Genomic DNA, 2,637 nt, shown 5'->3' with positions numbered 1-2,637 from the left:
GGCCTATGAACTTTCCGACGTGATCTTCGATGATGATTTCGACTAGCCGCCGGATCACGGGTTTCATGGGGCGTTCTGCACTCTGTCTGGCGATCAGCACGCTTCCGGCTGGCGGTGCCCTGGCCTTCGACGTCTGTCTGGTCGGCGGCAACAGTACGGCGCTTTCATTCTGGCTCGAGTCATTCCAGGGCAATGGCGAAGACGACGAGATCAGACTACGGGCCGGCACGCTCGAAGTCCCTGACGGCGGCTTTCAGTTTTTTTCGCTTGAATCCCACGACCTCACCGTCACTGGCGGATGGAATACCGATTGCAGTTCGCGCCGCGATACCGGCGATACGGTTCTCGATGGTGGCGAGAGTGAAAGGGTGATGGCGTTGAGGAATCGCAACGGCAAGATCACCGTCAGCCATCTCACCTTTGCAGACGGGAACCTCCTCTCTCTGGGAATCAATGGCTATGCCGGGGGTCTTCAGGTAAACGGCGAAAATGGGCATGGAACCGGTGCGACAATCGAACTCAACAAGTTCTTCTTCAACACCATCTTGCCGGCTATCGGCGAGCCGGGAATCGGCAGTGCAGGACTGTATGCCAGTTCAGCCTCGGGAACCCTGAAGGTTCGCAACAACCTGTTCGTCGGCAATGAGGGAGGCGGAGGTGCCGCGGCCTGGATTCGCGTCAATTCGTCGTCCGTGGCACACGTCACCAGCAACACGGTCGTTCTCAACGGCACCGATGGCCTCTTCACCGGCGGGATCCTGATCACCTCGGATTCCGGCAATGCGATTTCCGTCAGCAACAACATCCTGTGGGGCAATTCAGGGAACGGTCTTGAGATCCCGAATGGTGCCGTGATCACCAACAACGATATCCAGGGCATCAAGGGAAACCCGGGTGCGGGAAGCACCGCCAACATCAACGTCAATCCAATGTTTGACGGGGTACTGGGCTTCAAGCTGAAACCCGGATCACCACTGGTAAACGCTGGACGAGATGATTCGCCAGGTGGACTCACGGCGACTGACATGCTCGGAAGCGTTCGCGTTCAAGGCGCAGCCGTTGACATGGGCGCATACGAAACCGACGTACTCTTTGGCGATGATTTTGACTAGAACAATAGCCTTGCTGACACAGGGCAGCGCCTCAGGGATTGCCATTGCCGTGCAGGTGCCATTGCGAAGTTGGGACCCGCGTCAAGTCCGCGCCGCTCGGCCTGACGAACTTTCACTGGAGGCCTCCAAGGTCCAGCTCGTTGTGGATGAGTACAACGCACTGCGAAGCAAATAGCATCCTCGGACCAAGACTGATTTTCTGTGCCCCGAGGCGCTCCAGACTGTTGAAGCTCTTCTTTGGCATGGGGATGTGGTCAGTCAGCAGGAAGCAGGAATTGGCGGCAAATTTCCTGTCGCGTATGGACGTGCCCTTCTTGTCCATGACAAACAATTGATAGTCCTCGGCCAGTTCCTGTACCAGCTTCTCGAAGCTTGTGGTTCGCACTTCAATGCCCGGCTCGACGCGTCGGCACTCTTCCTTGCCCATGCCTCTCGATACATCCAGAGCCTTGGCAACCTTGCCAAGCAAGGCCTGCTCGTGAAAACCATCGAGGTCGCCAATATCGTTCGAGCAGAAGCTGATCGTCCGCGAGTAGTCCCGGGTGCTTTCCAGCACGAGATATACCATTACGTCGACCCGATGCGATTGCGCAACGAACAGGGCGTTCATCAGCGAATGCGCGAGGATTTCGGTGTGTGCCTCCTTGCCGACCGCGGCCAGAAGCCCTGGACTGTCCGTAGGAGCAGACCTTGCTCGAAGTACAAATGCGCGCATGCTGGCAAGCCCTCGGGCCATGGAATTTGTGCGCGCAGAATACCAGCACCCGTACGAACCGGCTCCCCGGAACTTGACCCAGGTCCTCGGCATCAGTCGCGCAAGCTGCGAGGAATCCGGTTGATCACACAGGCATGATTCGACCCTGGATTTCTACTCTGACGCTGTCGCCAAAGCCACCGCCCGCCAGTGCCGCACCACTCCCTAAAAACGACACTCCATTGGCAAGACCTCAGGCGCAAGATCAGTACGATTCGTGCCGCTGTAGCGCAGCCCTTCGACAGGGTAGGCGGTACCGCAAATCCACGATATTGGAACCTGATTCGCGTTGGCCACAACGCCGGGTCTCAACGTAATCCATTTATCGATGACGGCCTGGTGCGATCGATTTCCGAACTGCACGTTGATTGCGCCATTGTCGACTTCGAGTCGAGCAATGTAGTTTCCGAGAATCAGGTCGGGTGCGGGAAGCCCTGCTTCGGCATTGTTGGCTGGCATCCGATGATTGCGTGTATGGAACGCCTGCACCGCATCACGCGCGAACCCGACAAAGGCCACGCTTTCCTGAATGTGCGTACGAATGATTCTATCCTGATAGTTCGGCAGGGAAAGAGTCGCAAGAATGCCTATGATCGCCAGGACGATCATGAGCTCAATCAATGTAAACCCGGTAGATCCCCGATTCATGCGAATTTCCTCTATCTGTTCACCGTTGCGCTAGTTGTTCCCGATCACCGCACCCAACTTGAAGATCGGCAAATACAGCGCAATCACTACTGCTCCAACGAGTATTCCGATTACGATCTGCGA

The 2,637-nt window shown here is 56.7% G+C and carries 3 protein-coding genes; 1 reads left to right on the top strand and 2 read right to left on the bottom strand.

All coding sequences use genetic code 11. From position 1 onward, the window contains the following. The first annotated feature begins 29 nt into the window (after positions 1-29). Positions 30-1,112: a choice-of-anchor Q domain-containing protein gene (locus WBP53_RS15850; protein WP_423930655.1), complete on the top strand. Its 1,083-nt coding sequence runs from the start codon at positions 30-32 to the stop codon at positions 1,110-1,112. Positions 1,113-1,224: 112 nt separating this feature from the next. Here WBP53_RS15850 and trmY read toward each other — a convergent pair whose 3' ends face one another. Both trmY and WBP53_RS15840 read right to left on the bottom strand, forming a co-directional pair. Beyond that, entirely contained in the window at positions 1,225-1,827 is a 603-nt protein-coding gene (gene trmY / locus WBP53_RS15845; RefSeq protein WP_423930653.1) for a tRNA (pseudouridine(54)-N(1))-methyltransferase TrmY, read from the bottom strand. 204 nt (positions 1,828-2,031) lie between these two features. Then, positions 2,032-2,514: a pilin gene (locus WBP53_RS15840; protein ID WP_423930651.1), complete on the bottom strand. Its 483-nt coding sequence runs from the start codon at positions 2,512-2,514 to the stop codon at positions 2,032-2,034. Positions 2,515-2,637 lie beyond the last annotated feature (123 nt).

This window comes from Dokdonella sp. (genome assembly GCF_049593775.1).
Taxonomy (GTDB): domain Bacteria; phylum Pseudomonadota; class Gammaproteobacteria; order Xanthomonadales; family Rhodanobacteraceae; genus Dokdonella.
The sequence above is the reverse complement of the archived record's forward strand: the minus strand, read 5'-3'. Positions and strand labels throughout refer to the sequence as shown.